Origin of the sequence: Bradyrhizobium sp. sGM-13, from assembly GCF_018398875.1 — a bacterium.
In the GTDB taxonomy this organism is placed as follows: domain Bacteria; phylum Pseudomonadota; class Alphaproteobacteria; order Rhizobiales; family Xanthobacteraceae; genus Bradyrhizobium.
On the sequence record NZ_JAGWDK010000012.1, the window covers coordinates 1 to 25,380 of the forward strand.

The 25,380-nt window shown below is 62.8% G+C and carries 25 protein-coding genes; 8 read left to right on the forward strand and 17 right to left on the reverse strand.

Going from position 1 to position 25,380, the window contains the following annotated elements:
- Positions 1 to 140: 140 nt before the first annotated feature.
- On the forward strand, positions 141 to 482 hold the full coding sequence (locus KJQ96_RS19435; protein WP_213288173.1) for a hypothetical protein: 342 nt from the start codon (positions 141 to 143) through the stop codon (positions 480 to 482).
- A gap of 23 nt (positions 483 to 505) precedes the next feature.
- Positions 506 to 1,474 carry a VOC family protein gene (locus KJQ96_RS19440; RefSeq protein WP_213288174.1) on the forward strand — a complete coding sequence of 323 codons (969 nt, stop codon included), beginning with the start codon at positions 506 to 508 and terminating at the stop codon, positions 1,472 to 1,474.
- A gap of 101 nt (positions 1,475 to 1,575) precedes the next feature.
- Here the strand turns inward: KJQ96_RS19440 and KJQ96_RS41390 are convergent, their stop codons facing one another.
- From KJQ96_RS41390 to KJQ96_RS19470, 7 genes are all read right to left on the reverse strand, one after another.
- Complete coding sequence (locus KJQ96_RS41390; RefSeq protein WP_256441625.1) at positions 1,576 to 1,710, reverse strand: hypothetical protein; 135 nt, start codon at positions 1,708 to 1,710, stop codon at positions 1,576 to 1,578.
- Between the two features lie 63 nt (positions 1,711 to 1,773).
- Positions 1,774 to 2,010, reverse strand: coding sequence for a hypothetical protein (locus KJQ96_RS19445; protein ID WP_213288175.1), 237 nt, complete (start codon positions 2,008 to 2,010; stop codon positions 1,774 to 1,776).
- 33 nt (positions 2,011 to 2,043) lie between these two features.
- A complete protein-coding gene (locus KJQ96_RS19450; RefSeq protein WP_249734240.1) occupies positions 2,044 to 2,241 on the reverse strand; it encodes a hypothetical protein in 198 nt (65 codons plus the stop codon).
- A 373-nt stretch (positions 2,242 to 2,614) separates the two neighbouring features.
- The gene (locus KJQ96_RS19455) at positions 2,615 to 2,857 is read right to left on the reverse strand and encodes a hypothetical protein (protein WP_213288176.1); all 243 of its coding nucleotides are present in this window, start codon (positions 2,855 to 2,857) and stop codon (positions 2,615 to 2,617) included.
- Between the two features lie 43 nt (positions 2,858 to 2,900).
- Positions 2,901 to 4,196: a glycoside hydrolase family 130 protein gene (locus KJQ96_RS19460; RefSeq protein WP_213288177.1), complete on the reverse strand. Its 1,296-nt coding sequence runs from the start codon at positions 4,194 to 4,196 to the stop codon at positions 2,901 to 2,903.
- A gap of 38 nt (positions 4,197 to 4,234) precedes the next feature.
- Entirely contained in the window at positions 4,235 to 6,520 is a 2,286-nt protein-coding gene (locus tag KJQ96_RS19465; protein ID WP_213288178.1) for a glycosyltransferase family 4 protein, read from the reverse strand.
- Complete coding sequence (locus KJQ96_RS19470; protein WP_213288179.1) at positions 6,517 to 7,452, reverse strand: class I mannose-6-phosphate isomerase; 936 nt, start codon at positions 7,450 to 7,452, stop codon at positions 6,517 to 6,519. Before KJQ96_RS19470 ends, KJQ96_RS19465 begins: the two co-directional genes overlap by 4 nt.
- Positions 7,453 to 8,081: 629 nt before the next feature.
- Between KJQ96_RS19470 and KJQ96_RS19475 the strand changes: the two genes are divergently transcribed.
- Positions 8,082 to 8,309, forward strand: coding sequence for a hypothetical protein (locus KJQ96_RS19475; protein WP_213288180.1), 228 nt, complete (start codon positions 8,082 to 8,084; stop codon positions 8,307 to 8,309).
- A gap of 68 nt (positions 8,310 to 8,377) precedes the next feature.
- Here the strand turns inward: KJQ96_RS19475 and KJQ96_RS19480 are convergent, their stop codons facing one another.
- Both KJQ96_RS19480 and KJQ96_RS19485 read right to left on the reverse strand, forming a co-directional pair.
- Complete coding sequence (locus KJQ96_RS19480) at positions 8,378 to 8,626, reverse strand: hypothetical protein (RefSeq protein ID WP_213288181.1); 249 nt, start codon at positions 8,624 to 8,626, stop codon at positions 8,378 to 8,380.
- A gap of 62 nt (positions 8,627 to 8,688) precedes the next feature.
- Positions 8,689 to 9,495, reverse strand: coding sequence for a transglutaminase family protein (locus tag KJQ96_RS19485; RefSeq protein WP_213288182.1), 807 nt, complete (start codon positions 9,493 to 9,495; stop codon positions 8,689 to 8,691).
- A 473-nt stretch (positions 9,496 to 9,968) separates the two neighbouring features.
- On the opposite strand from KJQ96_RS19485, the gene KJQ96_RS19490 reads away from it, so the two are divergent.
- The gene (locus KJQ96_RS19490) at positions 9,969 to 11,474 is read left to right on the forward strand and encodes an amidase (RefSeq protein WP_213288183.1); all 1,506 of its coding nucleotides are present in this window, start codon (positions 9,969 to 9,971) and stop codon (positions 11,472 to 11,474) included.
- 148 nt (positions 11,475 to 11,622) lie between these two features.
- Here the strand turns inward: KJQ96_RS19490 and KJQ96_RS19495 are convergent, their stop codons facing one another.
- Positions 11,623 to 11,976: a helix-turn-helix domain-containing protein gene (locus KJQ96_RS19495; RefSeq protein ID WP_213288184.1), complete on the reverse strand. Its 354-nt coding sequence runs from the start codon at positions 11,974 to 11,976 to the stop codon at positions 11,623 to 11,625.
- Between the two features lie 109 nt (positions 11,977 to 12,085).
- Here KJQ96_RS19495 and KJQ96_RS19500 point away from each other — a divergent pair, with 109 nt between their 5' ends.
- On the forward strand, positions 12,086 to 12,811 hold the full coding sequence (locus KJQ96_RS19500) for a glutathione S-transferase family protein (protein ID WP_213288185.1): 726 nt from the start codon (positions 12,086 to 12,088) through the stop codon (positions 12,809 to 12,811).
- A gap of 124 nt (positions 12,812 to 12,935) precedes the next feature.
- Here KJQ96_RS19500 and KJQ96_RS19505 read toward each other — a convergent pair whose 3' ends face one another.
- From KJQ96_RS19505 to KJQ96_RS19535, 7 genes are all read right to left on the reverse strand, one after another.
- On the reverse strand, positions 12,936 to 14,465 hold the full coding sequence (locus KJQ96_RS19505; protein ID WP_213288186.1) for an ABC transporter substrate-binding protein: 1,530 nt from the start codon (positions 14,463 to 14,465) through the stop codon (positions 12,936 to 12,938).
- A gap of 42 nt (positions 14,466 to 14,507) precedes the next feature.
- Complete coding sequence (locus tag KJQ96_RS19510; RefSeq protein WP_213288187.1) at positions 14,508 to 15,458, reverse strand: ABC transporter ATP-binding protein; 951 nt, start codon at positions 15,456 to 15,458, stop codon at positions 14,508 to 14,510.
- Entirely contained in the window at positions 15,455 to 16,432 is a 978-nt protein-coding gene (locus KJQ96_RS19515; RefSeq protein ID WP_213288188.1) for an ABC transporter ATP-binding protein, read from the reverse strand. The genes KJQ96_RS19510 and KJQ96_RS19515 overlap by 4 nt, the downstream gene beginning before the upstream one ends.
- On the reverse strand, positions 16,429 to 17,310 hold the full coding sequence (locus KJQ96_RS19520) for an ABC transporter permease (RefSeq protein ID WP_213288189.1): 882 nt from the start codon (positions 17,308 to 17,310) through the stop codon (positions 16,429 to 16,431). Before KJQ96_RS19520 ends, KJQ96_RS19515 begins: the two co-directional genes overlap by 4 nt.
- The gene (locus tag KJQ96_RS19525; RefSeq protein WP_028347963.1) at positions 17,307 to 18,224 is read right to left on the reverse strand and encodes an ABC transporter permease; all 918 of its coding nucleotides are present in this window, start codon (positions 18,222 to 18,224) and stop codon (positions 17,307 to 17,309) included. Before KJQ96_RS19525 ends, KJQ96_RS19520 begins: the two co-directional genes overlap by 4 nt.
- A gap of 466 nt (positions 18,225 to 18,690) precedes the next feature.
- Positions 18,691 to 19,779: a sensor histidine kinase gene (locus tag KJQ96_RS19530; RefSeq protein ID WP_213288190.1), complete on the reverse strand. Its 1,089-nt coding sequence runs from the start codon at positions 19,777 to 19,779 to the stop codon at positions 18,691 to 18,693.
- Between the two features lie 625 nt (positions 19,780 to 20,404).
- On the reverse strand, positions 20,405 to 21,649 hold the full coding sequence (locus KJQ96_RS19535; protein ID WP_213288191.1) for an FAD-binding oxidoreductase: 1,245 nt from the start codon (positions 21,647 to 21,649) through the stop codon (positions 20,405 to 20,407).
- A 209-nt stretch (positions 21,650 to 21,858) separates the two neighbouring features.
- On the opposite strand from KJQ96_RS19535, the gene KJQ96_RS19540 reads away from it, so the two are divergent.
- The 3 genes from KJQ96_RS19540 (at position 21,859) to KJQ96_RS19550 (ending at position 25,371) form a co-directional block, all read left to right on the forward strand.
- Positions 21,859 to 22,149, forward strand: a complete 291-nt coding sequence (locus tag KJQ96_RS19540; protein ID WP_213288192.1) for a hypothetical protein — start codon at positions 21,859 to 21,861, stop codon at positions 22,147 to 22,149.
- A gap of 163 nt (positions 22,150 to 22,312) precedes the next feature.
- Positions 22,313 to 24,046: a type I secretion system permease/ATPase gene (locus tag KJQ96_RS19545; RefSeq protein WP_249734242.1), complete on the forward strand. Its 1,734-nt coding sequence runs from the start codon at positions 22,313 to 22,315 to the stop codon at positions 24,044 to 24,046.
- Entirely contained in the window at positions 24,043 to 25,371 is a 1,329-nt protein-coding gene (locus tag KJQ96_RS19550) for an HlyD family type I secretion periplasmic adaptor subunit (protein WP_213288193.1), read from the forward strand. The genes KJQ96_RS19545 and KJQ96_RS19550 overlap by 4 nt, the downstream gene beginning before the upstream one ends.
- The last annotated feature ends 9 nt before the right edge of the window (positions 25,372 to 25,380 follow it).

Sequence of the window (25,380 nt, forward strand, 5' to 3'; positions counted from 1 at the left end):
CCCGAACCACACGACTTCGCCGTACGCTTCCTGCGCGTACGTCTAGCGCGCCATCCGCGTCCATCGCATCTCACCGCACGTTCGTGACGATGGCCAACGCCCCTCATCTGCCGTGAGACGGGCGGAAATATGCGACTGATTTGCGTGACAAGTTAAGCGGAATATTCTTGATTCCTGGGCTTGACACGATTTCTGAAAATCAGAAGTCATTTGCCCGTCGCGTTGCTTTGCCGCAGTCACGCATTGAAATTTCGCTTGGGCGCGAGGCAAATCAGTTTGCAGTTTGTAGGGTGGGCAAAGCGATCGCGTGCCCACCATCACTTGCACTGGAGGCTGCAATGGTGGGCACGCTTCGCTTTGCCCAGCCTACGGTGGCTGAAAAATCGCTTGCTCGGAGCAAAACGTTCTGCTGCAACGATGGTCCGGCCGGCCCTGTTGCGACGTTGCGGAGTATAGAACCGGCGCGGGATTTGCTTCGCTGAGCCGATCGAAAAACGGAGCTATCATGAGCATCGACCTGACCCGCCGCACCCTCCTTCACCTGGCCGGCGCCTCGTCGCTGAGCGCGGCCGCCACGGCGGCAGCGCTGGCGGAAGGAGCGGCCGACGGCGCTGCCGGGCCGACCTTCGCCAACCGCACGCCGATGCGAATCGGCATGGTGACCTTGCGCGTGCGTAACCTCGATCTCGTCACCAATTACTATCGCGATGCCATCGGGCTCACCGTCATGCAGCGTACGGCTACCGGCGCCCGCCTCGGCGCGGGCGGCGTGCCGCTGCTCGATCTCACGCTGCGCGCGGGCGCCGCCACCGAGGCGCGGAATGCCGCGGGCCTCTATCACACCGCCTTCCTGATGCCGACCCGCAAGGATCTCGCGCGCTGGCTGGTGCACGCCGCAACGAACAAGGTGCCGCTCTCCGGGTTTGCCGATCATCTCGTCAGCGAGTCCGTCTATCTCGACGACCCCGAAGGCAACGGCATCGAAGTCTACGCCGACCGCGCGCCCGAAAGCTGGAAATGGGATGCCGGCACGGTCGCGATGGCGACCGACCCGCTCGATATCGACGGCCTGCTGACGCTGACGAATCCGCGCATCTCCAACTATGCCGGTGCTCCCGACGGCCTTCGCATCGGCCACATGCACCTGCGCGTCGGCGACCTCGAACAGGCCGACCGCTTCTATGGCGGCGCCATCGGCTTCGACCCGACCCGCAAGCGCACCGGCGCCGCGTTCCTGTCGTCGGGCCGCTATCACCATCACCTCGGCATCAATGTCTGGCAGAGCGCCGGCGCCGGCCGGCGGGATGATGCGGCCACGGGACTTGCATGGTTTTCGCTCGAGGTCGCGACGCCAGAGTTACTGCAGGCGCAGGAGCAGCGCCTGCGGCAGGCCGGCGAGCCGGCTGTTGCGATCGCGAACGGCGTCGAGACCGCCGATCCCTGGGGCACCAAGGTGCGGCTGATCGAGGTTTGATGCTGGGCGCGATCGTCGGTTAGCCCCGCTCAGCATGCGCCGATAGGGCATGCGACCGCGGGAGAAGTCGGTTTTCTGTCTCCGCCAATGAGCACCGAACATTATTTCTTCTTACCGGAACCCAAGGTTGGCTGCCAGCCTCCGGCCTTCTGACTCGGTGCTGCGGCAATTATCTTGATCTTCTCCTTCTTGGGTTTCTTGGCTTCCCGATTGCCTCGTTGCTCGCCTTTGGCCATGTCGATCTCCTGGGTTGATGGTGATGCCAGAACCACGCAGATCCGGCTAGATATCGTTGTCGACTAGAGCCGAGGCGCGTCGAGATCATATCTGACCTTCAATGTCCTGATCAGATCGAGCGTGCGGGTACGATAGAATTCGTCGCCCTCGGACGCTGGCCGACTGATGCTCGCGCTCCATCCGTAAGCATCGTCGAAAACAAACATTGTCATCCCCGAAGGCCAGGGACCATGGAGAATCCTTGCCTGCTCGACAATCATATCCTGGAGCTCATCGGCGGTCTTGAAGGGTCTGCTCATGGCTTGCCTCCCGGACCTTTTGTGAACGCCCCGCTATTCTTCAAGCTGATCGAACTCATCGGATAACAGGATCCGGCCCCGGGGCGTAGATATCCTCACGTCCAAATAACCTTCCTGCAAAAGCTCCTTTGCCTTCTTGACGGCAGCCCCCACCGCCGCACGGCTAAGATTGACCCGGCCAAATTGATTGTTGCCGCTGATCAGGTAATGCAGTTCGCTCGTCCTATCCATGCAGGAATGCCACGGCCGACACCAACAATGGAAGAAGCGGCGGAACGATTGCCGGCGGGACGGTCCGGTCGGCAGCCAAGCAACCTTGGGACAACAAAGCGCTCCGTTCGTCGGGGCGTGAGCGTTGCTAGCCCTCAGTCACCGATAGACGCCGTGGGAAACGCGGTGATGATCAACTCTAGGCTCGCGTCGCCGCAATAGCGAGCGCTAAAACGCCGCGGAGACGCCCGCGAACGCCTGCCGGTGGCTATGCTCGCACTTGACCTTATCCCAACCTCCAGCGCGATTGCGGAAGGGGCGCTGACGTAATCCCGTCGCGTCCAGCTCGAAGCGGTCTACATGGCCCGATCCGCGGAAATTTGTCGGGCCTGTCTCAATCGAAGGCCGATGGCAGCTCTCCCTTGCGGAAGATGACCGTCGGCTCGTCGTCATAGTCGCCCATCTCGGGGTCACCGGTGGATGAGAAGGCAACAACCCCGAGCTTGCTCTCGGCCAGCCGCTCCGCGGTGCGAAGCGCGGCCGTTGCCGTTTTGCAGGCTATCGGAACGCCCGCTTTCAGGTTTCCTCCCCGGCCGGCATCGAAGGCCTGAACAAAGTAGCTTGTTTCGCGAGCCATGGGCTCTCCTTACAAATGCGGATCGCACCGCGCGATTTGTGATTCAGGACATCGATCGCATCAGCGCGGAAATTTCGATTGTTGCAAAGTTTGAGTACGTATCCGAGACGGCGTAAGGCAAAATAAGTTGACCGTTGTGCGTCATCGCCCCGCAGGTATAGACCACATTGGGAACGTAGCCTTCGCGTTCGGATGGTTCGGGTCGCAGCAACGGTTCACGCGAACGCGCCAGCAACTTGGAGGGGTCACGCTTGTCCAGCAGCGCCGCGCCGATCGAATATTTCCGGACCGGACCGACGCCATGCGTCAGCATCAGCCAGCCCTCCTCCAGTTCGATTGGCGATCCGCAGTTGCCGATCTGCACGAACTCCCAGGGAAATTGCGGCTGCAGGATCGCCTGGCCGCCTTCCCATCTGTAGAGATCGTCCGAATAGACCAGATAGAGATTCTCGTTGTCCTGTCGCGCAATCATGGCGTACCTGCCATCGATTTTCCGCGGGAAGAGCGCCATGCCCTTGTTGCGCGCGGCTGCGCCTTGCAGCGGCGTCATCCGAAACGAGAGGAAGTCGGCGGTTTCGATCAACTCCGATCGGATGGCAGTGCCCTTATAGGCGGTATAAGTTGCGTAATAGGTCGTCCGACCGCCATCGCTGAACTGGACGAAGCGCGCGTCTTCGATGCCGTTCGATTGCGACTCCGTCACCGGAAAGATCACCCGTTCGCTGATGTCCGGTGCTAGCTCGAAAACGACATCGACTTCATCGCCGCTCGGTCCGGCGGTCCGGTGCGTGATCCGGGGACTCGTAGCGAGCCGGGCAGTCGGATCGACTGTAATGCTGCCATCCGCCGCGATCGCGCCGGCGCGAAACGTCAACGACGATACATGCCCCTCGCCGACGGCGCGGAGGCTCAGAATGAAGCGCAGACTGCCGCTCCGGATTCCCGACTGGTCGGGGTGCGGCACGATGCTTGGATTGAACAGTGCCGACGCTTCGAAGGAATATTCGTGCAGGAAGTAGGCGCCGATCAGTTGGCGCTGCACTTCGGAAAACGTAGAGTGCGCCAGCAGCGCCTCCTCCATCTCATCGGCACGCAGCTCAAACGTCTTTAGCAAGTTGCGGTGCCGGCCCTGAAAATTCTCCAGCACGTCCGCTAATTGGGCGGCTGCAGCCTGCGAATCGAGATTGAGAACGCGCTCGACAATATGATTGGCGCGTGTCTTGTCGGTCGGGTTGAGATCGCGCGGTTCGGTCGCCGGCTTGAACGGGCGCACGATCACGCGCGCAGGATCAGGCCGCAGATAGAGTGCCCGCCGATTGAGAAAAGTGGCTTGTAACAAGATGCCCTCGGTTCGGGTTTGCGTGAGCAGACGCTTATTCAAGCGCCGATGGCGCGAAGCGCTACTGGGTTCGTCGGGTTGACATTGACGCGCGCAAGCTGGCGCATCTCGGCCAGCGCCAACAGATAGGACACGACCGACTCGCCGCCGCAATTTTCATTGGCCCGGTGAGGATGCAGCCCGTCGCGGCAAGTGCCGGTATCGGAATCGACCAGCGCCACCGACAGGTCGTTGCCGCCGAAAAACCAGGAAAAAACCCTGGCCGCGATCGCCTTCCATTCGGCATCGCCGTCCGCCCGCCAGGCGATCAGACATGCCGCAATGGTCGCGCTGGCTTCCACCGGCTGTTGATCGAACGCGCCAGGAGGCTTTCGAAGTCGTCCGAAGCTCGTCGTACCCACGGGACGGAAATGCCCGGTTGACGTCGTCTGCTGTGTCATCAACCAGCGCAGGGTTCTCAAGCCAGCATCGATATAGGTCGGCGTTTGCGTTGCAAAGCCCGTAGCGATCAGGGCCTGCGGCAGTCGGGCGTTGTCATACGCCAGCCCTTCCTCGAACCACACCCAGTCCGGCGTCTCGACCAAAGCGAGGGCGGACACCAGCGTGTCGGCAATAGAATGCCTAATCTCGCGGGCGCGCCGGTCATCCGGCGTTACGGCACAATAGGCGTCGAGGCCGAGCAGCGTGAAGGCCATTGCGCGAGGCGAACGAAAGGCCGCGGCGGTCGACAGGGCTTCGGCAAACAAGGCCGCCGCCCATCGACGCCGTGACCGGCTGGCATCCTTCCGCGCGCATTCGCCCAGGGCCCACAGAGTTCGCCCGTGGCTGTCCTCGGAGCCTTTATCTTCGAGCCAGGTCCGGTTGAAACCCATGAAGTTGCGAAAGCGTCTGGTATCGGGATTCCACGCATGCTGCACAAAGGCGGCAAAGCGGCCCGTCTGGCTTTCCGAAAGCGGGTGCTCGCCCGGTTCATTGAGCGCGCAGGCCAGCAGCAACGCGCGGGCGTTGTCGTCCACGCAGTAGCCGTGCGCGCGATCAGGTACCGAATGCACGGCGTGCTGAAACAGGCCGGTATCGTCGCACATCGACAGGAAATGGCCCAATTGCATGTCGGGCGCGGCCGGGCGGTGCGGCGCGATTGCGTCCGGTCGGGCACGCGCGATCACCTTCAGCCGGTGGCCGTGTCGTGCATTGTCGAAGGTGGTCATGTAACGCTCGGCTGTGCGCTCCCATGTCATCGATCGGCTGGCAGCGTAGGCGCGCTCGCGCATCGCCTGACGGCGAGGACTGTCGGTAAGCAGGCCCGCTATCTCGTCGCCGATCCCCATCGCGTCGCCAAAGGAAACGAGAACGCCGCGGCCGTCGGCCAGCAGTTCGCGCGCATGCCAATAAGGTGTTGAGACGACCGGCTTGCCGAGGCCGAAGCTGTAGGCCAGCGTGCCCGACGTCATCTGCGCCTCGTTGAGATAGGGCGTGACATAGACGTCGCACATTGAAATGAACTCGAGCAGCGTGGCCTGATCCACGAACTGGTCGAGGAATACGACGTGATCCTCGACACCAAGTTTGCGCACGCGTGCCATCAGGCTGCCGCGATAGGCTTCGCCCTGGTCACGAACCAGATTGGGATGCGTTGCTCCAAGTACCACATAGACCGCGTCCGGCCGTCTTTTCAGGATCGAGGGCATGGCGTCGATCATGACCTCGATGCCCTTGCTGGGGGACAGCAGGCCGAACGTCAGAATGACCGACCGATTGCTGAATCCGAGCTTGGCCTTTGCCTCGTCCGGCGCGACGAGCGGAAAGTCGGGGATGCCATGGGCTATGACCTCGATCTTGTCGTCCGGCACGCTATAGACGTTGCGCAGCAGTTCACGGCCCTTGTTGGCCATCACTACGACCTTCGAGGACATCTCGACGATGCGCTCCATCACCGCGCGCTGAGCCGCGGTCGGTGCGGCCAGCACCGTGTGCAGCGTCGTGACGACCGGCATGGTAACGCGCGACAGCAGTTCCAGGATATGAGCCCCGGCCTCGCCGCCGAAAATTCCGAACTCGTGCTGCAGACAGACGATGTCGAACCGGCCGGCGTTGAGAAACGCCGCACCGGCCACATACTCCTCGACGCTGGCGTCCTTGACCTGCAACGCGACCGAGGCCGGATAGTCGTAGGTCTGATCGTGGTCGGTCATCGCCACGATGCAGGTTTGCAGGTTTGGCTCCGAATTCGAGATTGCGCGTTGCAGGTCGGTCGAAAATGTCGCGATGCCGCAGCGGCGAGGCAACGAATTGCCGATCACGGCGATCCTGCGTAGCGGCGTCACGTGTGCGCCTCGGCCAGGCCGGTGAGTTTCGTCACGTCGGAAGCAACGGACCGAACAGGCTTGATCGATTGCCCGGAAAGCCTGTGCAAAAGGGAGCCGATCGGACCGCTTGCGGGATATGCGACCAGGGCGGTTAGCCCGTTGGCACCGACTTCGATGCTGGCACGACCGCCGCCGACGAAGATCGCCTGCCCGACGGACAGCGCGGCCAATCCGATCGCCGCATGGCCGTCGAGAGCGAGAACCCAAGTCTCCGAATCGGCGAGCAGCGCCCAGCTTGATCCCTCGGGTAACTCAAGCCGCTCAAGCACAAAATGCTGGCTCGCGACCAGAACCGTCCGCTCAAGAGTCAGGCGGACTGGATGACGTGGAGGTCGAAGCGGGGCGATGTTCGCGACTGCGACGCCATTGTCGATGTGCAGTTCACGCTGCCTGTCGTAGTCGAACAGGCGGAATGTCGTATCGCTGCGCTGTTGAATCTCGGCGAGCACGATGCCGGCGCCGATAGCGTGGATGGTCCCAGCCGGAATGAAGATGACATCGCCTTTCGCAACCGGACGCCATTGAACCAGATCAATGATCGAGCCATTCGTGATTGCCGTCCGTAGTTCCTGTGGTGTGATCCGTCGATTCAGACCGACGCCGATCTGCGCGCCCGGCTCCGCTGAGATGATGTACCATGCCTCGCTCTTGCCGTTCGGCATCCCCATTGCGCGCGCAAACGTATCGTCCGGATGGACCTGGATCGACAATGGCGCGCTGGTGAACAGCAACTTGAGAAGCAAGGCAGGAGGCGGTGCATTGCTGTCGGCGCGCTCGAACCAAAGCTCTCCCACCGCACCCCCGGTACCGTCGATGCTGCTCCATGGCTGGAGATTGCTGACGCCCCAGGGCTTGGGCATGGCTCGTACGGACGCGTGTTCGATGGGCATAGGATCTCCTGACCCATGACGCGCACGTCGAAGCGACATGCCGTTGGCCGATATCATCAGCAGGATGTGTGGCTAAGCGTCGCGCCTGCCGGACACGCCTTGTTGCGGAACCGGTTACGCTGTTGCTCATATGGATACTGCCGCACCCAATAGCAACCATTTTGCTTCGCGCGCGGTCGATATAGTGCAAGACGGCACGCCGAGGACGGCATAGGCGACTGGAAATCGATCCCAGCTCCACATCACGCTGCTCTCTCGCTATCGGAAAGATGCGGAACGAACGCTGACCCTTGCCTTCGTTTTGGGATTTTGCTCGACATCGTCATGAAAAGAGCGTCTGCTATGCACATCACCGCCCCTTCATTGGCTGCTATCGGTGACTGAGAGTCTTGTACTCCCGCCACACGAGGGGCGGTTAATATGTCCACCAGCCAACAATTCAATCTGCGAGAGTGGCTGGTACCTCCAATCCTGGTACCAGTTGTTCTTGGTCTCCTTATCGCTGGAGCAGTTATTGTCCAGTGGTAGCGCCGCAGTGCGGAAGACGCGCATCGCGATGCGCCAACCGCGGCTTTTGAAACCAGCTTCCACGCAGATCAATCATCGCGGTGAACGCGCGAGGAATGACGATGAAAAAATCCGTGCTTTCAATTGAAGAACCAGAGCAGAAGAAGGCGGTGCGGGCCGACAGGCCTCCGACCGAAGGGTTCGCGACGATTGTCGACGGCCATTTCAAGTCGGAGTTCGATACGATCGAGGCTGCCGAGGTCTCCGGTCGAAAGCTGAAGACCGCTTATCCGATGCTTCAGGTCCAGATCTACGATGCCGCCATGAGGGTGCGTACCTTGTTGAGCTAGCAAAGCTGGCTGTCGCGCCGTTATCGCCTGTGCGAAGAAAAGGCCCTCTACCGGCCGGGGCCTCCATCTCAGCAGCCGCGGCAGATATTCTTCAGCTTGACGTTGGTCCTGGCGTCTTCTGCGCTGAAAGAATCTTTGTAGACGGCTCGCGACGGGTCTTTTTCGGAGATAACGGGCTTTTCCTTTTTCGGAGGATGCGCGGCGTCGTAGCACGACAGGCGCGCATTGGCGTTGTCGATCGCGCGGCACTCTGGCGCAGCGGCAAGAGCGCCCGACGCACATGCGCATAGTGCCAGCACGGCGAGAGTCGTTTTCATCCGAGTTCCTTTCCCGATTGGTCGCAGTTCAAATCAAGCAGGTCGATGCGCGGCAGCCGTTGTCACGCAACCTCGTCGGTCCAGACCTTGAAGCCGACCAATGTGTTTGGCCCAAAGGTCTGGGCGATCGGCACGTCGGAAGCGTCGCGCCCCTGCGCAATCAGGATGCGACCGATCCTTGGCACGTTGTTGCGCGGATCGAAAGTACGCCAGTGCCCACCGACATAGGCTTCGAACCAGCCGGCGAAATCGCCTGCAGCCCATGGCTTTGGCGTGCCGATGTCGCTGAGATAGCCCGTGCAATAGCGCGCGGGAATGTTCATGCAGCGGCAGAACGCAACGGCAAGATGGGCGTAGTCGCGGCAGACGCCCTTGCCTTCCTGGTAAGCCTCCCACGCCGTCTTGCTGGCGCGAGCATACTCATACCCGAAGGCGACGTGATGATGGACGAAATCGCAGATCGCCTGGACTCGAGCCCAGCCCGGTGGCTTTTTCTCGAACAATTGCCAGGCGATTTCCGAAAGCCGGTCGGTCTCGCAATAGCGGCTGCCGAGCAGATAGGCCAAAGTGTCCGCGGGCAGATCCTCGATCGCGTGCTGAACGGCGGAAGTAAACACGGGATCTGGCAGACCGCTGTCGCGAACGACGCCGTCGGCCGCAAGACGCACGCGGCCGGCGGGGGCAACCATGCGGCTGCACCAATTGCCAAACATGTCGCGGTAGGGAGTGATCTCGACGACTGGGTCGGTGGTGAGGAAATCCGGCACGATGACGTCGGACGCACGGGTGAAGTGCGTGCCGAGCACCATGATCATCGGCGTCGGCTGCGGGAAATCGTAGATCATTTCGAATCCGACGCGAATCTTCACTCGAAAGCCCTTTCCGGCAGCTGCCTGCTCGAAGTGGCTACGAAGCCAGCGAATGCAAGGCGTTGGCTGGTTTATTCGACCAAATGCGGCGGGCGCCAAGGCAACAACCGATATGCGCTGAGATTGCCTACCTCACCCGGCTCTCGGGAGAGGCGACCTGAACAAACAGATGTTCGGCCGCACCAGTCTTGAACGCGTGCCACGCACGCCGGCAGATCAGCGCCAGGAACAGTTCGCGCGGCTGCCGGACCGGATCGACGCATGCGGTGTCCCGCAAATTCCTGGCCCGAGAGTTTGAAGGCACTCCTCCCGGCATCATCGTGCGCAGCATAGATTTCCGTTCCGGAAGACGCAGCTGCTCATCGGCCGGCGGGAAGATCACAATGAACCGATCTGCGGGCCGGTGAAAAACAGTTCCGCCTTTTCCCAATCATGTTCTAATGTCCGAGCTATTTTCCGAGGAGACCGATTGCATGAATTTGCCGATGAGCTGGGACGAGTGGGCGCAGCACGATGGCGTGGCGCTGGCCACGCGCGTGGCGAAGGGCGAGCTCACGGCAAAGGAATTGGCGGCGCAGGCGGCTGATGCGATCGCCAAGGTCGATCCCCCACTTTCGGCCGTCGTCGAAGTGTTCGAGGATGCGGTCGCCGATCCCGCCACCGACGGCACCAATCTCGATGGTCCCTTTGCCGGACTTCCGTTCCTGATGAAAGACCTCGGTCCGACATTGAAGGGCCGGCTGCAGGAAATGGGCTCGCTGTTCATGCGCGGCAATCGCGCCACCGCGGACACGTTCCTGACGCGGAAGATGCGCACCGCCGGGCTCAATCTGATCGGGCGTACCACCACGCCCGAGTTCGGCGTATGCAGCTCGGCCGACAATCCCGCCGTCTATGTTACTCGCAACCCCTGGAATACCGACTACACCACCTGCGGATCGTCGGCCGGCAGCGCAGCGATGGTCGCCGCCGGCGCGGTGCCGATCGCGCACGCGACCGACGGCGGCGGCTCGATCCGGATTCCCGCCGGTGTCAACGGCAATATCGGACTGAAAGTCTCGCGCGGCGTGTTCTCGCTGTCGCCGCACCTCTCTGATTTGAGCGGACTGGTTTCGATTCAAGGCTGCCAGTCGCGCACGGTGCGCGATACCGCAGCCTTCGTCGATGCCTGCCGCGGTCCGGCGCCGGGCGAATTCATGCCGTTCTGGAGTCCGCCGGAGCCGTATACGCGGATGATCACGCATGATCCTGCCCGGCTGAAAATCGCGCTATCGTATCAGTGGGGTGATTATCGCGCGACGCCGCATATCGCAGCCGAGCTGCAGAAGGCCGGACGCTTTCTCGAGGGCCTCGGGCATCACGTCGATTACGCGCTGCCCGATCTGGACTATGGCGAAGCCTTCGCGGCGCAGACCACCTGCTACATCAGCAATTTTGCCGTGGTGATCTCCAACATGCTGGCCGCGCGCGGCCTCGAACAGCCGCCGGAAGATCTGATTGAGCCGATCAACATCCGGATCTGGGAGCATGGCCGACACACGTCCTACGCGGACCGAGCCCGCATGCAGGCGGTGTTCAACACGACCTCACGCAGCTTCGGCGCGTTCTTCGAGGAGTGGGATATTATACTAACGCCGATCACTGCGCTGCCGACGCCAAAGGTCGGCACGACCGAGTATCTCACGATCAGCGACAATCCCGACGTGCTGGACTGGTTCGGTAACCTCTGGCGCAATTTTGCATTTACCCCGCTCGCCAATCTCTGCGGCATCCCGGCGATCTCGCTGCCGCTCGCCACCCACGAGCACGGCCTGCCGCTCGGCATCCAGGCCATCGCGAAGCAGGCCAATGACGGCTTGTTGTTGCAGCTAGCGGCGCAGATCGAGCGCGCGATCGGCGGCAAGTGGAATGCGGGGCAAAGGCCGGGCGTGCATGTGACGAGAGATTCACAGCCTGACAATCACACGCCGAAAGCTTAGATGCGGTCTGATTGGGCAGCGCGAGAGGGAAGCGGCGTAGCCCGGCCAAACAGGAGAGCACCGATGCTGATCGACTGGGATGAGCTGTAAAATACGGTCGAGTTCGTCAGCATGAAGGCTGCCGCAGAGCTGACGCATAGCCCGGACGTCATTTTGTCACCTCAACCGGCAACGTGCTGCCCTGACTGCGACCAGCGGCTGTCGCATCCCACCAGCTACCCAGGGCATCAAGCAGCGGCACGAGCTTGAGACCAGCCGGCGTCAGATCATATTCCACGCGCAACGGATATCCCTCGAATTCACTGCGTTCGACAATGCCGGCGTCCTCCAGCTTGCGAAGCTCCAGAGTGAGCATCTTGTGCGAGATGGTGGGGTTGTCCCTGCGCAGATCGCTGAAGCGTTTTGTGCCCTGCTTCAAATAATAGATCAGCAGACTGGGCCAGCGACCGCTGATGACCTGCATCACTTCTTCGATGGGACAGCGGGAGACGAGATCTTTCATCTGACTACTCGTGGTTACAAAAAGGTGCGTAATTTACTTGGGCAACGCGATCCGTAGTTTCCAGTCACGCTGCGCAGCGTGATCGGCAGAAATCACGGAGAACATACCAATGGAACCGATACTTGTTTATGGCTTCCCAGCCGGAAGCTCGATGGGGCTTGTCGCCGCCCTTGAATGGCTTGGCAAACCCTATCGGCTTTGCCGTGTTGATATGCTCGGCGAGATGCGCGATTCTTCCTATGCTCGCATCAATGCCCGGCATGAAACGCCGGTGCTGATCACGGATGCAGGGCGGGTGCTGACCGAAACGATGGCGATCGCCGCCTGGCTCGAGGCAAGAGACAGCCAGCGACGCATCAGCTTCGCACCGCTTTCGCCGGAAGCAGACCGGATGCACCAACTGATCGGCTTTGTTAATACGGGCTTCACTGGCGCCTTCACGCCGCTATGGGCGGCGCTGGAGATGGCGAAACCGAACCCGCAAATGCAGGCATCGCTACGTGAGTTCGGCGCCGCGCGGGTGATCGAGCGGCATGACAAGCTCGAAGCCATGATCGGAGAGCATCTTTTTCTGATGGGTGAGCGCCCGACGCTGGCAGACGGCGTTCTGGTCGGCGTCGCGCGCTGGCTCGACTTCCATCGAGTCGCCGATCCGGCACGCTGGCCAAAACTCGCCGCGGTGCGCCGGCGCATTGAGGCCGATCCCGCCGTCATCTATGCAACGGCGCTGGAGAGCGGAGATATCGGCTCGGGAACAGGCGCTTGTGTCGGCCATATCGCACTCGCGGATGTTATCGAGCGGTTCGGCGACCAGAGTATTATCGGTTCTGATTGAATTCAGAACCGAAGCTCTAGATTCGTTTTGACGCGTTTTCTAGCTCGATCGCGCCAAGTGGAACGCCGGGAAGCAGCCCGGCGTCCACATGGCGGGGGTTGAACGGCCGACGCGGCAAGAACCTCTATTTCCACTTCGCCAGATAGAAGCGCGGCAATTCGTCCGGGTACGGCGTGAAGTCGAGCTGCTTGGAGTGGCCGTAGGTCGTCACATAGGTGTGCAGCGGCGCCCAGTAGGCCTGCTCGGTGATCTTCTTGATCGCCGCCGAATAGGCCTCCTTGCGTGCTTCCGGATTGATGGTCGATCCGCCCTGCAACAGCAGCTTCTGCACCTCGGGATCGCGCGCATAGTCGTCGGCGCCGCCGTCGAAGAAATTGGGCATGATGGCCGAGACGTCGTTGATCGAGTAGCTACCCCAGCTTCCGAGATAGGCGCGCAGCTCGCCCGCCTTGGCGCGCTGGATCAGGGCCGCGGTCTGGAGCTGGTTGAGCTTGGCGCGGATACCGACTGCGTGCAGGTAGTTCTGGACCGACGATCCCCACTGCGGCAGCACGTAGCTTGCAAGTTCCACATCGAAGCCGTCGGGATATCCGGCCTCGGCAAGAAGCTTCTTTGCCTTCGCCGGATCGTAGTCGTAGGCCACCGCGGCCTCGGCATCGCAACCGAACTGCGACGGGAAGCAGGGCGCTGCGGGAACGCGGCTGCCGCCGGTGACGAGCTTCTCGGCAATCGCCTTGCGATCGATTGCATGCCAGATCGCCTGGCGTACCTTCTGCTTTGTCAGGGGATTGTCGGCGCCGGTGCGCCCGCCGGCATCCAGGGAGAGGTATCCGATCCGCATCGATTCCTTGCGCACCGCCTGCAGATGCGGCATCCGGTTCACGGCTTCGAGCTGGTCCGGATTCATGTTCCAGATCCAGTCGGCGCGGCCGGCGAGCAATTCGGTCATCTCGGTCGCAGCATCAGGCACAAATCGCACGCTCATCTTCTTGATCGCCGGCTTGCCCTTGGGGCTGCCGGCCCAGTAATCCTCGAAGCGCTCGAAGTCGATGGAGACGCCGGGCTCGACCTTCGTCACCTTGTAGGGACCCGCGCCGACCGGCGCCTTGGCGTAACCTTCCGCGCCGACCTTCTCGCGATAGGCTTTGGGATAGATCGGCAGCACCAGCGCGAAATATTCCAGCGCCGCCGGGTTCGGCCGCTTCAGCTTGACGCGCACCGAAAGGTCACCGGTCTTCTCCGCCTTGTCGATCCAGTTGTAATTCGACGGGGTCGAGACGCGGCTCGCCGGATCGGCGACGACGTTGATGGTGTAAACGACGTCGTCGGCCGTGAACGCGCTGCCGTCGTGGAATTTGACGCCGGGCCGCAGCGTGAACTCGATCGTGGTCGGATCCGGCAGCTTCCATTCGGTTGCGAGCAGCGGCTCCAGCTTGAACGTATCGGGATTGCGGTAGACCAGCGCGTCCCATCCCTGGTGGTGCATCACCACGCCGGTGCGCAGATTGTTATAGAAGGGATCGATGTTGGGCAGCGCGTCGCGCATCACGATCCGCAGCGTGTCGGCTGATTTCTGCGCCGCCGCCGGCAACGCAGCGACACCCGATAGAACCGCCGCCAGAATTGCAACGCCGAGCTTTTTTTGCATATGCATATCGCTCTCCATTTTTCTATTAAAGGCGGCGCAAAACACGCCCTATGCCAAGTGACATTCTACCATTCCCCGGGGCGGGCGGGCCATGGGCATTGGTGCTTCATGGCGGCAGCGCTCGACCGCGATGCGGCAGCGCGGGTTGAACCGGCAGCCCGGCGGAATATTGGACGGATCCGGCATGGCGTCGCCGAGGCCGATGTCCGGCACGCCCTTGCCCGGCTCCGGCGTCAGCACGCTTTCCAGGAGCGCCTGGGTGTAGGGGTGGCGGGGCTTGCGAAACAGCGCGTCGGTTTCGTTCCGCTCGACGAAACGGCCAAGGTACATCACCGCGACTTCGCTCGCGACATGCTCGACGACGGCGAGATTGTGGCTGATGAAAAGGTAAGTCAGCCCGAGGTCGCGGCGCAGGTCGGCCAAAAGATTGAGGATCTGCGCCTGCACCGAGACGTCGAGCGCGCTGGTCGGCTCGTCGCAGATCACGATCCGCGGCTCCAGCACCAATGCGCGGGCAATCGCCGCGCGCTGGCGTTGCCCGCCGGAAAGTTGCGACGGCATGCGCTCGCCCATCGCGGCCGACAGGCCGACACGCTCGAGAATGCCGCCGACCCGGCGCTCGATCTCGCCGCGTGAGAAAGTGCCCTGGGCGGCAAGCGGCAGCGCGACGATATCCTTGATGCGCCGGCGCGGATTGAGCGAGGCGAACGGATCCTGGAACACCGGCTGGATCAATCGCGCCCGCGCCTTACGGTCGAGGTCGAACAGGCGCTTGCCATCGACCAGCACGGTTCCCGCCGTCGGCTTGAGCAGCCCGAGGATCAGGCGAGCCAGCGTCGACTTGCCACATCCGGACTCGCCAACGATGCCGAGCACGCTACCGGCCGGGACTTTGAAGGTGACATCGTCGACCGCGACCACGCGCTTTTCCGCCGACATCAGCCCGGTGTGGACGCGGAATTCGCACCGCAGGTTCTCGACCTCGATCGCGGCGGTCATGCGGGTTGCAGCTCCGCCCAGTCCGGCTCGAGCCGGCAAAGATAATCATGCGCGTCGCCCGCCCGACGCCGCGGTATCGCACGCGTGCAGGTTTCGTCGGCGTGGGCGCAGCGCGAGCGAAAGGCGCAGCCGGCAAAGCCGGGCCCGATCGCCGGCACGACGCCGGGGATCGAGCCGAGCGGCCGGTCGCGCTGCACCCGGCCGGGCACCGGCACACAGGACAGAAGACCGCGTGTGTAGGGATGCTGCGGCGCGCGGAACAGCTCCGCCGTCGGCGCGCGCTCGACCACCTCGCCGGCATACATCACCGACACGTGGTCGGCGACGCGCGCGACGATACCGAGGTCATGGGTGATCAGCAGGATCGAGAGGCCGAGCTCGCGCTTGAGATTGGCGAGCAGCCGCAGGATCTGCGCCTGCACGGTGACGTCGAGCGCGGTGGTCGGCTCGTCGGCGATCAACAGTTCCGGATCGCACATCAGCGCCATCGCGATCATCACGCGCTGGCGCAGGCCGCCGGAGAGCTGGTGCGGAAACTGGCCGAGCCGCATGCCAGGTGCGGTGATGCCGACGCGGCCCATCAGTTCGGCGGCGCGGTCGAGGGCCGCCCCGCGCGAGCCGCCCTTGTGGCGCGTCATCACCTCCGCCATTTGCGAACCGATGGTGAAGGCCGGATTGAGGCTCGTCATCGGCTCCTGAAATATCATCGCCATGCGGTTGCCGCGCAGGCGCGCCATCTCACGGTCCGAGAGCGATGTGAGGTCGGCGCCGGCGAAGCTCATCTTTTTCGCCGAACGCTGGCCGCCGCGGGCGAGCAGGCTCATCACCGCCAGCGCGGTCACCGACTTGCCGCAGCCGGACTCGCCGACCAGGCAGTGAGTCTCGCCCCTCTCGACCCGGAACGAGGCGCCGCGCACCGCCGCGGTGCGGTTGAACGTTACCTGAAGCTCTTCCACGTCCAAGAGCGCACTCATCGCAGCCGCTCCGCGCCGAGCAAATTGCGCAGTCCGTCGCCGACCAGATTGATGCCGAGCACCAGAACCGCCAGGGCTACGCCGGGGATCATGATCACCCAGGGCGAAAAGAACATGTAGTCCTTGCCCTCGGCGATCATCAGCCCCCATGACGGCAGCGGCGGCGGCACGCCCAGCCCCAGGAACGACAGGGCAGCCTCGAGCAGGATGGCCAGCGCCATCTCCAGCGTTGCCACCACGGCAAGATGGCTCGCGATGTTCGGCAAAATCTCCTTGATCAGGATGTGCGGCATCGAGGCGCCGGCGCACCAGGCCGCACTGACGTAGTCGTGGTTGCGAACCTGCATGGTGGTCGCGCGCGCGACGACCGCGAAGCGGTCCCATAACAACAGCCCGAGGGTGGCGACGACGAGCCCGAGGCCCGATCCCATCAGCCCGACCACCGCAAGCGCGACCAGCACGACAGGGATCGACAATCGCGTCGTGATGGCGAACAGCACGAAATCGTCGACGCGGCCACCAAAAAACCCGCCGAGCACGCCGAGCGTGATGCCGATCAGCCCCGACGTGATCACCGTCATGATGCCGATCAGGAGCGAAATGCGCGCGCCATAGACCAGCCGCGCGAGATAGTCCCGGCCGAGTTGGTCGGTGCCGAGCCAATGGCCCGGCTCGGTGCCCTCCATCCAGAATGGCGGCTTGAGGCGATTGCCGAGGTCCTGGGTGAACGGATCCTGCGGCACCAGCGCGTTGCCGATGAGCGCCGCCGCAACAACGAGCGCGACGATGGCAATCCCGATCGCAAAGCCGGCGGCGCCGATGCGCGAGCTGCCTATGCTCGAAGGCTGCGGCGCCTGAATGGCAATCGGCTCGCTCATCCCGTCCTCAGCCTCGGATCAAGCAGCGCATTGAGGATGTCGGCCAGGAGCGTGAGACCGATATAGAACACGGCCAGCACCAGCACCACCGCCTGCACGACAGGGAAATCATTCTTGGCGATGCTCTCCCAGCCGAGATAGCCGACGCCATGTAGCGCGAACACCGTTTCGATGACGATCGAGCCGCCCAGCATGAAACCGAGCTGGACCGCGGCGATCGACACCACGGGGATGGCGGCGTTGCGCAGCGCGTGCTTGAAGATGATGCGCGCCCGCGACAGGCCCTTTGCACGGGCGGTTCGGATGTAATCGGAGGCCATCGCCTCGATCATGCCGGAGCGCGTCAGCCGCGTCAGCGCCGGGATCGCGGTGAAGGCAAGCACGATGCCGGGCATCACGAAATGCTGCCAGGTGCCGGTGCCTGAGATGGGCAGGATGCCGAGCTGCAGGCCGAGCACGATCATCAGGATCAGCGCCAGCCAGAAGCTCGGCACTGCCTGCCCAACCATCGTGAACAGGGTGACGCCGCGGTCGATCCAGGTGTTTTCGCGCAGCGCCGCCAGGATGCCGAGCGGAAGCGAGATCAGCAAGGCGAGGCTTAAGCCCACCAGGCCGAGCGTCAGCGTGATCGGCAGGCGTTTCTGGATCAGGTTCGCCACGCTGTCCTTGAAGAAATAGCTCTGGCCGAAATCACCGACCATGGCGCGGCCGGTCCAGGCGAAGAACTGGACATAGAGCGGGCGGTCGAGGCCGTAGGCCTTGCGCACGATTTCGACGTCGGCCTGCGTCGCCTGCGGACCCGCGATCGAAACCGCAAGGTCGCCGGACAGCCGCGTCAGCAGGAATGCAAGCGTCATGACGGTCAGCGCGACCAGCACACCGAGAGCAAGACGCCGGGCAATCAGACGCAACATCTATCAGGACTCCACGACCGACCCGGGACGCGCACTCTCAGATCGGCCGCCATACAACAAAGCGAACGTAACGGTGTCATCAAACAGTTGTCCCTTGCAAGAGAGGCGGCGATATTTCGTGCAGGGTGTGCACGTCTTGGAGTATTGGCCTCATCTAAGATCGATTCGAGCCGCGCGGAGCCGCGGCTCGGTGCCGCGTTCCCGATCGAGGCGTTGAGAAATGTGGTGCGAGCGTTGCGCCCGTACACGCCATGGAGGCGAATGCAATGTGCATGCCATGGCGGGAGTTCTGACGTCCGATCGGGGCAATGCCTTCGCGCCCTAAAAAATCAAATGAATTCAAAGACTTTGCTTGGGAGCGGCGGCCGTCCCGGAGCAACTGGGGCACGAAGACCGGCGGCGAGCGATCAATGGCTCATCTCCTACTGCGCTTGATTGAGCAGCCGGATCAGCTCAGCCGGATCACTCAACGTGCAAGGCCTTTGAACAATCCGATGCTCACGCGCATTCCCCTGCCGGGGGCGCTGTCGACATCGAAATCCGCTCTGGCGTTCTCCGTCAATGTGCTGAGCATGAGTGCTGAAAGCTTCCCGGGCATAGGCCACTTGGCGCCTTCAGCAAGTCCGTTTCCATCGTCTGCCACCACAACCCGATAGTAGTCGTCGCGCTCCTGCAGGCATCTGACTGTCAACGTGCCCGCTTCACGGCCATCAAAGGCGTACTTGAATGCATTCGTCAGCAGTTCATTGACGAGAAGTCCCACGGGCATCGCCACGTTGATTGAAATCGGAGCCTGGTCGGCTTTGAGGTCCAGTCTGACGCCGTCAAGACCGTGGGTACGCGTCACCGCGGACGCAATTTGCGTAAGATACTGGCCAAGGTCGATGGTTTGACCAAGACCGTCGCCGGAAAGTTCTCGGTAGAGAATGGCCAATGATTCGATGCGTCCAGCCAGACGATCCAGCGCCGCCCGGTCAGCGCTGTTTTGGTTGCGAATATCAAGGCGGATGAGGGCAGCGATCAGTTGCAGATTGTTCTTTACTCGATGCTGCAATTCCTTCAGCAAAAGATCCTTATCGCGCAATTGCCGCTCAAATTCCTCACGTTGCGATTTTGCGCGCTCGGTGATGTCAATCAGCGCGACGATGCGATAGTCCTCCGTTCCGTCCTCGTTTTGAATCACGCCAGCAAATGCATCTACCAATAAGTGCTTCGGCTGCTCGCGCCGAAACGTCCCGATAAAGTCATCGCAATTGAGTAGCGACTTGGTGAAGGTGACATCAGGCTGTCCTTCGAGCGTGAACGACTCCAGGACCGACCAACCTCTTCCCTTGATTTCCGAGGCGGTTTGTCCCGTCAGCGCCTCGAAGGACTTGTTCGCAAAAATTATGCGCTGGTCTCCACTGATTATTTTGGAGATGACCACCGCGATCGGTAACCGATCGAGGAAGAGCCTGAATTCGTGGGAGTTAATCGCTTCTGTGATATCGAGCGCATCGAACAGATCATTGACCTGCTGCGAAGCAGACGCGGAACCCTGTTCTGGGTCACCCATTTTACCTGTCCTGGTTGCCGGGCGGGATTTGCTCCTGTCCCGCAATCCATGCAGGACGTACGTGGAGAATAATAAGGTTCTGGCGCATCCTTACCAGTCAAATCCCGCGCGGCGGCGCGCGACTGCGCCTTGGGGCCAGGGGAAACGTCGTGGAAAGGTCGTGGGCTGAAGCTGCTTCGGGGCGATATTTGTCTCCGACATCGAGATAGTTCTCGGTTCCCGGACCGCCGCGGTCGAAGCGACTGGAGCCGCGGACCATGCAAATCCCTACCGACGTCCCGCCGCCGCGGTGCCGAGCGGCAAAACCGCGAGTGATGACGGCTTAACCGGCGTTTGCTCCTGTGTCGGAGGACGCAGCAGCGCTGCCGATTCCCTCGTGCCGTAGACAAGCATCGTCGCCGACCCGATGAGCAACATCAGGGCTGAGACGATAACGGCGAGGAAGATCCGCTCCATGAACGGTCAATGAACGGCCGCGCCGTTTGTTCCATCATACTTGGGTATGGCAGCCAAGCCAGGTTTTCTTGCGCCGGCCGGCAAATAGAGAGGGACTATAGCAAGATCTCTCAGCCGTCCAAAATCTCTGCTGCAGCTCGAGAGCAACGTGAGCCGAGAGTCGGTTGTCTCAAATGTAGCGAGCCGGCGCAAACGGGGCGACATCGTAAGGCGTGGGCGCGCCGGCAATCATGGCGGCGATGGCGGCGCCGGTTGCGGGACCGGTCGTGAAGCCGATGTGCTGGTTGCCAAAGGCAAGCCACAGGCCGGCATGCCGAGGCGCTGGTCCGATCATCGGCAGGCTGTCGGGCAGCGTCGGCCGTGAGCCGCGCCATGCGTCGCCGACGGCATCGCCAAATTCGACCACGCCACGCGCGAGCGGAACGACTTTGTCAAGCTGGGCGAACGAGGACGGCGCATCGCGATCGGTCAGTTCGACGCCCGAGGTGACGCGGATGCCCTGCTCCATCGGGGTCATGATGAAGCCGCCGTCGATGTCATAGATCGGACGCCGCAAGGAGCGCGCCGGGTTCGACTTGAATTCGCGGTGGTAGCCGCGCTCAAAGGCGAGTGGCACGCGATAGCCGAGCGGCCGCAACATCTCCGCAGACCAGGGTCCCAGCGCGGCCACCACATGCCGCGCCGAAATCTCGCCATCGGCCAGCATCACGCGCCAGCCATTGCCGTCGAGTACGATCGCCTTGATATCCGCCTGCCTCACCTGGCCGCCAGCGTGCGCGAACATCCGCGCATAGGCCTTGACCACCTCGCCTGGCGAGTCGACCGAGGCTGTCCGGGTGTGCAGCAGGCCCACTTTATAAACGGGCACAATATCCGGCTCGAGCGCGGAGATGGCCTGGCGGTCGAGCCATTCGCTGGCGATGCCGTATTCGGCCAGCATGGCCTGCTCCTGCTTCGCCGCGAGAACCGCATCGCTGCGCCACGCCCTGAGCCAGCCGGTCTCGCGAATGCGATGTCGCGCACCCGCTTGCACGATCCATTCTCGATGCAGTTTAGCCGATGCACCGATCAAGCCATGCAGCGCTGTCGCGCGCGGCCCAAGTCGCGACACGGCCGAATTGGCCAAAAAGCGCGCGACCCAGCCCGCGTTCTTCACCGCCCAAAGCGGATTCCAACGCAATGCCGCATGGCGGTTGGTCAGGTATTTCGGCAGCGACGTCCACAGCGATGGATTGTTGAGCGGCGTGATCGAGCCGCTGCTGATGATGCCGGCATTGCCGTATGAGGTCTCGCTGCCCGGCTCGCGCCGATCGACGAGTACGACCGACATTCCGCGCTGCCGCGCGGCAAACGCCGTCGATACCCCGACGATACCCGCGCCGAGCACCACAACATCCGCTTTATCTTCCGGCATCGACTTTCCAAACACCTTCCCAAGGAGATCTTACAAAGCAGACTTCACATCATGCTCGGACCACCGCCGACCGGCAACAGCGGAAAGTTCCCTTCCCAACAAATCATCACCAAAACGCCGCATGTGAGTCCGCAACCTTTCTGACGCCCGTGGCTTCTTGCCCCGCGACGTTCGTCGCATTCCAGCCAACCTTCATAGGAGTTGACTATATGGCTGCACTACTCGGAAACCTGCTTGGTACCGTCGATGGCCTGCTCGGGACCGCCACCGGTGTACTTGGCGGCGCAAGCGCCAGCGGTAGCGCTTCTGCCAGCGCCAGCGGCACGGCGGACTTGTCGAACACGCTCGATCTCGGCGCAGTAGTTGAGACGAACCCGAGCATCGACCTCTCGGCAGGGCTCAACGGTGTCGACGCCTCGGTTTCCGCACCTACTCTGATCGGCGCCAGCGCCGATGTCGGCCATCTCGATGTCGGCGGCCTGCTCCACGGCCTCGCCTAACTCCAGTTGAGTTCGGACATTTCAAAACCGCGCGGCGTGGGGAGCGCATCCCCACGCCACGTCTCCAACAATAATATGCACTGCACGAGTAGATCGCGCAGCGCCAAGTCAACTCGCTTCATGCCAACTCGCTTCACGTCAACTCGCTTAAGGTGATTGCCGAATGCCTACGGGCATGCTGACCGCCCTTGACGACTCCGTCGCGCCGGCGCGACGGATCGATGACGTTCGCCAGGCGCTGGTCGCGCTATGGCCGCAATTCCTCTGGGCCGGGCTGTTCTCCAGCGCCATCAACCTGCTCTATCTGAGTTCGCCGCTCTACTTGATGCAGGTCTATAACCGCGTGCTGCTCAACGAGAATGTCTCCACGCTCGTCCTCCTCACCCTGATCCTGGCGATCGCACTGCTCACCATGGCGGCGCTGGACGCGGTGCGCTCGTACATCCTGATCCGCTGCGGCATCCGCCTCGACATGGAATTGTCGGCACGCGTGTTCGAGGCGCTGGTGGTGCGCTCAGCGCAGCGCGGCGCATCGCGCGGCGCGCAGCAATTGCGCAATCTCGATCAGTTCCGCACCTTCGTGACCGGCCCCGGCATCTATTTCGCGTTCGACCTGCCGTGGATCCCGATCTATCTGATGCTGCTGTTCTTCATCCATCCGCTGCTGGGCATCGTCGCGACCATTGGCGCGGTTCTCCTGCTTGGCCTCGCCGGTCTCAACGAGGTGATGACCCGCGAGCCGATGAAGGAAGCCGAGGCCGCCGGCAACCAGTCCTACGTGTTCACCGAAAACATCCTGCGCCACGCCGACGTGATCCGCGCGATGGGCATGCAGCCGGCGGTGGAGCGCAACTGGCAGAGCCAGCGCTCGTCGATGCTGGTGCAGCAGGCGCTTGCCAGCGACAAGAACGCGGTAATGACCTCCTCCATCCGCTTTTTCCGCTTGCTGTTGCAATCACTGATGCTCGGCACCGGCGCCTGGCTCGCCATCGACCACGCGATCACGCCGGCAACCATCTTCGCCGCAAGCATCGTGATGGGCCGGGCGCTGGTCCCGGTGGAACAGGCGGTCGGCACCTGGAAGCAGTTCATCGGCGCGCGCGAGGCCTATGCGGAAGTGCGCGAGCTGCTCGGCGAGATCGACCTGACGCCGCCGCACACCATCGTGCCACGGGCGCGCAACACCATCGAGGTCCGCGAACTGCGCTGCCTGCTGCCAGCGCGCAAGGAGCCCGTCATCAGAGACCTGACGTTCGAGCTTGGCGGCGGCCAGGCGCTCGGCATCGTCGGCCCGAGCGGCTCCGGCAAGAGCACACTGGCTCGCCTTCTGGTGGGCGCCATGCTACCTGCCGATGGACGGTTGCGTTTCGGCGGGCTCGACTACAGCCATTGGGACCCGCTCGAATTCGGCCGCCATGTCGGCTATTTGCCGCAGGACGTCGGCCTGTTCGCCGGCACCGTGCGCGAGAACATCGCCCGTTTCGGCGACGCATCGACGGACGAGATCATCGACGCCGCCAAGCGCGCCGGCATTCATGAGATGGTGCTCGACCTGCCGAAGCAATACGATACCCGACTGGGTCCCGGCGGCGTCGGCCTGTCCGGCGGCCAGCGCCAGCGTCTGGCGCTGGCGCGCGCACTGCTCGGCCGCCCGCCGCTGCTCGTACTCGACGAGCCCAACGCCAATCTCGATGCCCCCGGCGAAGAGGCGCTGAAGGTGGCGCTACTGCAGGCCAAGAGCGAGGGTGCCACCATCATCGTGATCACCCACCGCACTACCATCCTCGATATCGTCGACGTCATGATGGTGCTGCGGGGCGGCATGCTCGACATGCTGGGTCCGCCGGGCGAGGTCTACCACGCGCTCCAGCAGGCCGCCGCGGGGCGCGCGTCATGACGGCGATCGGCGACGGCTTCGCCCCGATGCGCGACCGTGCGCGCTACGCACGCCCCTCGCGACCGGCGCTGCTGGGTGCCGGCGTGGTGGCGGCGTTCCTTGCCGCGATGACGATGTGGGGAACGCTCGCGCCGATCTCCGGCGCAGCGATTGCCAGCGGCAACCTCCAAGTCGAGGGGCGGCGGCAGAGCGTGCAGCACCCCTATGGCGGCGTCGTGCGCCAGCTCACCGTGCGCGACGGCGCGCGCGTCGAAAAAGGTCAGCTCCTGATCCGGCTCGACGACAGCGACCCGCGCGCCAAGCTCGACGTGCTCGCGGCCGATCGCGACGCTGCGCTCGCCGCGCGCGCACGGCTGGTCGCCGAACGCGACCGAAAAGATGCGCCGGAGTTCGACGAACATCTCCGCGCGCGCAGCGAACTATCCGCGGCGCGCCAGGCCATGGCCAACGAGACCGCGATGATGGCGGCGCGAAAGCACCAGTTCGCCGCCGAGACGGCGGTACTGCGCGGCAAGATCAAGGAACTCGAAGCGCAGATCGCGGGCACGCAGGCACAGCTTGCCGGCACCGAGAAACAGCGGGAACTGCTGACCGACGAGATGAACGGCGCGCAGCATCTGTTCGCGCAAGGCTATACGCCAAAGACCCGCATCCTTGCTTTGCAGCGCGAGGACGCCCGGCTGAAGGCCGATATTGGCGCGCAGCAGGCCAGCATCGCCGGCATGCAGCAGCAGATCGCGCAGAATGACCTCGAGATCGCCAGGGTGGAACGCGCGCGGATGAGCGAGATCACCGACCAGTTGCGCACGACCGAAAACAAGCTCGCGGAACTGACGCCCAAGATCGACGCCGCCACGGACGTGTTGGTCCGCACGCGGATCACGGCGCCGGCGACCGGCTCGGTGGTCGGCCTCGACGTCTTTACCGAGGGCGGCGTAATCCAGCCCGGCGCGCGGCTGATGGACATCGTGCCCACCGACAATCCGCTGATCGCCGCCGCAAAACTGAAACTCTCTGATATCAACGACGTCGCCGTCGGCCACCGTGCCGAGGTGCAACTCACCGGCGTCAACTATATCGAGCGTCCCCGGCTCTACGGCACCGTGCACACGGTGTCCGCCGACCGCCTGACCGACGACAAATCCGGGCAGGGCTATTACGCCGTTGAGGTCGCGCTCGATCCCGACGACGTCAAGAAGTCGCGCATCGACCTGCAGGCTGGCATGCCGGCCGAGGTGATCGTGCCGACGCGTCCGCGCACCCTGTTCGAATATCTGCTCGGTCCGCTGCGCGACGAGATCACCCGTGCGTTTCGCGAGCGCTGAGGAGGAGAT

Coding starts and splice junctions, on each gene's coding strand:
- KJQ96_RS19440 (WP_213288174.1), top strand. CDS start 506: ATGAGCATCGACCTGACCCGCCGCACCCTCCTTCACCTGGCCGGCGCC.
- KJQ96_RS41390 (WP_256441625.1), bottom strand. CDS start 1,710: ATGGCCAAAGGCGAGCAACGAGGCAATCGGGAAGCCAAGAAACCCAAG.
- KJQ96_RS19445 (WP_213288175.1), bottom strand. CDS start 2,010: ATGAGCAGACCCTTCAAGACCGCCGATGAGCTCCAGGATATGATTGTC.
- KJQ96_RS19450 (WP_249734240.1), bottom strand. CDS start 2,241: ATGGATAGGACGAGCGAACTGCATTACCTGATCAGCGGCAACAATCAA.
- KJQ96_RS19455 (WP_213288176.1), bottom strand. CDS start 2,857: ATGGCTCGCGAAACAAGCTACTTTGTTCAGGCCTTCGATGCCGGCCGG.
- KJQ96_RS19470 (WP_213288179.1), bottom strand. CDS start 7,452: ATGCCCATCGAACACGCGTCCGTACGAGCCATGCCCAAGCCCTGGGGC.
- KJQ96_RS19475 (WP_213288180.1), top strand. CDS start 8,082: ATGAAAAAATCCGTGCTTTCAATTGAAGAACCAGAGCAGAAGAAGGCG.
- KJQ96_RS19480 (WP_213288181.1), bottom strand. CDS start 8,626: ATGAAAACGACTCTCGCCGTGCTGGCACTATGCGCATGTGCGTCGGGC.
- KJQ96_RS19490 (WP_213288183.1), top strand. CDS start 9,969: ATGAATTTGCCGATGAGCTGGGACGAGTGGGCGCAGCACGATGGCGTG.
- KJQ96_RS19495 (WP_213288184.1), bottom strand. CDS start 11,976: ATGAAAGATCTCGTCTCCCGCTGTCCCATCGAAGAAGTGATGCAGGTC.
- KJQ96_RS19500 (WP_213288185.1), top strand. CDS start 12,086: ATGGAACCGATACTTGTTTATGGCTTCCCAGCCGGAAGCTCGATGGGG.
- KJQ96_RS19505 (WP_213288186.1), bottom strand. CDS start 14,465: ATGCATATGCAAAAAAAGCTCGGCGTTGCAATTCTGGCGGCGGTTCTA.
- KJQ96_RS19510 (WP_213288187.1), bottom strand. CDS start 15,458: ATGACCGCCGCGATCGAGGTCGAGAACCTGCGGTGCGAATTCCGCGTC.
- KJQ96_RS19515 (WP_213288188.1), bottom strand. CDS start 16,432: ATGAGTGCGCTCTTGGACGTGGAAGAGCTTCAGGTAACGTTCAACCGC.
- KJQ96_RS19520 (WP_213288189.1), bottom strand. CDS start 17,310: ATGAGCGAGCCGATTGCCATTCAGGCGCCGCAGCCTTCGAGCATAGGC.
- KJQ96_RS19525 (WP_028347963.1), bottom strand. CDS start 18,224: ATGTTGCGTCTGATTGCCCGGCGTCTTGCTCTCGGTGTGCTGGTCGCG.
- KJQ96_RS19530 (WP_213288190.1), bottom strand. CDS start 19,779: ATGGGTGACCCAGAACAGGGTTCCGCGTCTGCTTCGCAGCAGGTCAAT.
- KJQ96_RS19535 (WP_213288191.1), bottom strand. CDS start 21,649: ATGCCGGAAGATAAAGCGGATGTTGTGGTGCTCGGCGCGGGTATCGTC.
- KJQ96_RS19540 (WP_213288192.1), top strand. CDS start 21,859: ATGGCTGCACTACTCGGAAACCTGCTTGGTACCGTCGATGGCCTGCTC.
- KJQ96_RS19545 (WP_249734242.1), top strand. CDS start 22,313: ATGCCTACGGGCATGCTGACCGCCCTTGACGACTCCGTCGCGCCGGCG.
- KJQ96_RS19550 (WP_213288193.1), top strand. CDS start 24,043: ATGACGGCGATCGGCGACGGCTTCGCCCCGATGCGCGACCGTGCGCGC.